Genomic DNA, 2,542 nt, shown 5'->3' on the forward strand with positions numbered 1-2,542 from the left:
CTGGGTCGAAGGTCCTCCACTATCGCCGTTTCGACAGTTATCTGCTGCCGACCATGGCCGTCGCGCCGGTCCTGTCGGAGTTGGGGTTGCCTGACACGGCCGATGCCTGGATAGCAATACGCGGTCAGGAACTCGATGAGCGGCTGAAGCGCTTCGCTCTGCGGCTCCGGCGCAGCCAACTTAATGGGGTCGAACTCCGCGACGATCGGCTGCACATCACGCCACTGAGGGCGACAACGCCTGTGGAGGCGACTGTCCTGGCCGGCCGCCTCGACGCTTTGCTGCCGCGCGTGCGCATCACCGAACTGCTGCATGAGGTCAACCGCGCGACGGGCTTCGCGGCGGCGTTCACGAACCTCCGCACCGGCGAGCCCTGCGCCAACGAGAATGCGCTGCTCGCCACCATCCTCGCCGACGGCACCAATCTGGGCTTGGCACGCATGGCGGACGCCAGCCAAGGCGTGACCCGCGACCAGCTGGTGTGGACCGCCGATGCCTACATCCGTCCCGAAACCTACCGGGCAGCCCTGGCCCGGATCATCGAGGCGCAGCACCGCTTACCGATCGCCGCTCTGTGGGGGAGTGGAACGACGTCCTCATCGGACGGACAATTCTTCCGCTCGGGAAAACGGGGGAACGTCGCCGGCGAAGTAAACGCCCGCTATGGCGTCGATCCCGGCTTCAGCTTCTACACTCATGTCTCCGATCAGCATGGCCCCTACCATGTCCAGGTCATTTCGGCCGCGACCCACGAGGCGCCTTATGTGCTCGATGGGCTGCTCCACCACGGCACCAGCTTGAAGATCGACACCCATTACGTGGACACCGGGGGCGTGTCCGACCATGTCTTCATTCTCTGCTCACTGCTCGGTTTCCGCTTCTGTCCCCGGCTGCGTGACTTCCCAGACCGGAAGCTGGCCAGCATCGAACCTTCCGGATCCTACAAGGCCTTGCTGCCGCTTCTCGGGCGGCGGATTAAGGTGGAGGTCATCCGCGAGCATTGGGATGAGGTCGTGCGCCTGGTCGCATCCCTGAAGAGCGGTTCGGTCGCGCCGTCCACCATGCTGAAGAAGCTGGCGGCCTATGAGCGGCAGAACCAACTCGACCTTGCTCTCCAGGAGCTTGGCCGGATCGAACGCACTCTGTTCATGCTCGACTGGTTGGAGAGCCCGGAACTGAGGCGGCGCTGCCACGCCGGTCTCAACAAGGGAGAACAGCGCCACGCCCTGGCCCAGGCGATCTGTACCTTCAAGCAAGGCCGGATTGCCGATCGCGGCACGGAGACACAGGAATACCGGGCCTCGGGACTGAACCTGCTGATCGCCGCCATCGTCTATTGGAACTCCACCTACATGGCCGATGCCATCGCGCACCTTCGTGCGAAGGGAGAGGCGGTGCCGGATGAACTGCTTGCCCACACGTCTCCGGTCGGCTGGGAACACATCGGCCTGTCGGGCGATTTCCTGTGGGAACGGGCGGCGTCCACACCGGTCGGGCGGCGCCCGCTCAACCTTGAGCGCCAACGTCGGGCTGCCTGACCACCATGTTCTTAGATCGTTCTGCCTTAGCGTTGTTTAGCTGACACTTATCGCGCTGCCCTCAGCATGTGGCGCAAGCGGTCAGGGGCTGGGCAGCGGCAGAGCCGGACGCCGCGGAGCGGACGGTGACCATAGCCGACGCCGTATCCCGCGTCCGCTGGCGGCTTTGGCATGGCCAGACCGAGCGGGCGCTGGGCTTGATCGGTGACACCCTGACTGACCTCGACGTCCTGTTGGAAGCCGCCGACGACCGGCAGGCCCGGAAAGTGGCTAAGCTGCCGCGCAGCCTGGAAACCTACGTTCCCGGACAGGCCAACCTGATCATTGACTATGTTGCCGCCCGAGGCCGGGGCGATCCCATCTCCACGGCGACGATCGAAAGCACGGTCCAGCGACTCCTGCACCGGCGCATGGGCGCCAATCAGCAGATGTGCTGGTCGCCACGTGGCGCTCACCGCATGCTGAAGGTCCGCATCGCAGTGATGAACGGGACGTTCGCAGCGGATCACGCCGCCGCCGAGCCATACGCCGGCCGCCCCTTCCGTCCCGCGGCGTGAAGGCCCCCAGGTTTACGACGGTCTCCTCGGGTCTTCCGGTCTCATCAGTCCGGATCGATATCGAGGGCTGCCAGCGTGCCGCGGATCAAGGCGATGCGATCCTTCATGGTGGTTTGGGGCATGGCGGTTTGCGGCGGCCGCGCCGCAACCTTGACACCCTCATAAAGCAGGGTGCTGCCGGCGGCCTTCAGCGTCGCCACCACCTGGTCGCGATCCATGACCGAGTCGGACGCCAGATCCTTGAGCGGCGGATGCACGTCGCTCCAGGGTATGCCGTAAACGCCGTCGCGATCCGTCGCTCCGGAGAACATCACTCCGCGCAGCAATCCGGCGGAGCGCAGGCGCTGCACATGACGGCAGGGAGCCGTCGCATCCTGCTCCTCGATGGCGGACCGCCCCCAATTCACCGCCACTCCCGTGGGTGTGGGCGAGGTGGCAGCGGCGCCG

Annotated in this window: 2 protein-coding genes and 1 pseudogene; 2 read left to right on the plus strand and 1 reads right to left on the minus strand. The window is 65.5% G+C overall.

Features of this window, described 5'->3' with window-relative positions:
* Both I71_RS06855 and I71_RS06860 read left to right on the plus strand, forming a co-directional pair.
* A partial coding sequence (locus I71_RS06855) for a Tn3 family transposase (RefSeq protein WP_042692886.1) occupies positions 1-1,538 on the plus strand: 1,538 nt, incomplete at its 5' end.
* A gap of 44 nt (positions 1,539-1,582) precedes the next feature.
* A pseudogene (locus tag I71_RS06860) lies at positions 1,583-2,095 on the plus strand (ISKra4 family transposase); the annotation flags it as partial.
* A 44-nt stretch (positions 2,096-2,139) separates the two neighbouring features.
* Here I71_RS06860 and I71_RS06865 read toward each other — a convergent pair.
* Positions 2,140-2,542: DUF4862 family protein (locus tag I71_RS06865; RefSeq protein ID WP_148294173.1), on the minus strand; the 403-nt coding region annotated here is incomplete at its 5' end.

The sequence above is a fragment of the Azospirillum sp. B506 genome (assembly GCF_000333595.1).
Lineage (GTDB): Bacteria > Pseudomonadota > Alphaproteobacteria > Azospirillales > Azospirillaceae > Azospirillum.